Annotated in this window: 1 protein-coding gene; it reads left to right on the forward strand. The window is 64.6% G+C overall.

Features of this window, described 5'->3' with window-relative positions:
* The first annotated feature begins 105 nt into the window (after positions 1-105).
* Positions 106-1352, forward strand: a protein-coding gene (locus tag HF999_RS22100; protein ID WP_244881179.1) for an IS3 family transposase whose coding sequence is annotated in 2 segments (ribosomal slippage) — positions 106-337 and positions 337-1352 — 1248 coding nt in all. Because the reading frame shifts where the segments join, the coding sequence is not laid out codon by codon here.
* Positions 1353-1382 lie beyond the last annotated feature (30 nt).

Below are 1382 nucleotides of genomic sequence, written 5' to 3' on the forward strand. Positions count from 1 at the left end.
TGATCCGCCCCGGTGTGTCCGGAGACTCTCTGTGTTTGCTTGAGAGAGGATCCAACGATGGGAACGTCGAAGTACACGCCGGAGCTGAAGGCTCGGGCGTTGGAGATGGTCGAGGATGCGCGTGATGAGCATCCGTCGGAGTACGCGGCGATCGTGCATGTCGCGCAGTTGCTGAACATCACGACACCGGAGACGCTGCGTAAGTGGGTGCGGCAGGCGGAGGTGGACCGGGGCGCGAAGCCGGGGGTGTCCACGGCCGAGTCGGAGCAGGTTCGTGCACTCAAACGTGAAGTGGCGGAGCTGAAGCGGGCGAACGGGATCTTGAAGGCCGCGGCGGGTTTCTTCGCGGCCGAGCTCGACCGGCCACACCGCTGATCGTCGACTTCATCAGCTCCCACCTGGGTGACCGGGTGGGAGCTGATGGCCTGCTGTGGGGTGTCGAGTCGATGTGCGCCGTGCTCACTGAGTACGGCTGCCCGTTCGCCCCGTCGACGTACTACGACTGGATCTCCCGCGGGTCTTCTGCCCGTGACTACCGGGATGCGTTGGTGATCAACATGATTCATGATGCGAGGACGAAGGAACGGTTCACCGGGGTGCTCGGGGCGCGGAAACTGTGGGTGGTGTTCAACTCGCGTGGGTTCACCGTCGCCCGGTGCACCATCGAGCGGCTGATGCGGCTGATGGGCTGGCACGGCGAGATCAAGGGCACCGCGCCGCGGACCACCCGCCGCAACCCGTCCCATGACCGGGCTCCGGACCTGGTGCAGCGCCGGTTCTGGGCGCCGGCTCCGGACCGGCTGTGGGTGTGCGATTTCACGTACTGCAGGACCGCGTCAGGGTGGGTGTACACGGCGTTCGTCACCGATGTGTTCGCCCGCCGGATCGTGGGCTGGAAATGCTCGACCGCGATGACCGAGTCGCTGGTGCAAGCTGCGGTAGACCAGGCTATCAGTGACAGGAAACGTTGGGGTGCAGTTACTTTCGATCAGCTCATTCATCACAGTGATGCGGGGTCGCAGTACACCGCGATCACCTACAGTCAGTCGTTGGCCGACATCGGTGTGCGGCCGTCGATCGGCAGTATCGGCGACAGCTACGACAACGCGCTCGCCGAGTCGGTGAACTCGAGCTACAAGACCGAGCTCGTCTACCGCGAAGCCCCGTGGGCCGGCCTGGCCGACCTGCAGGCGGCGACCGCCGAATGGGTGCACTGGTACAACCACGAACGCCCGAACGGGTACTGCAACGACCTGAGCCCGGTGCACGCCGAGCGGATCTACTACGATCGACACCAGGCCACCGAAACGGTGCCTACCCTGCCTGACCAGCTGGTCCAGGTAGCCAACTGAGAGATCCTCCGGGAAACCCGGGGTGGTTCA

The organism is Tsukamurella spumae, assembly GCF_012396015.1.
GTDB lineage: Bacteria > Actinomycetota > Actinomycetes > Mycobacteriales > Mycobacteriaceae > Tsukamurella > Tsukamurella spumae.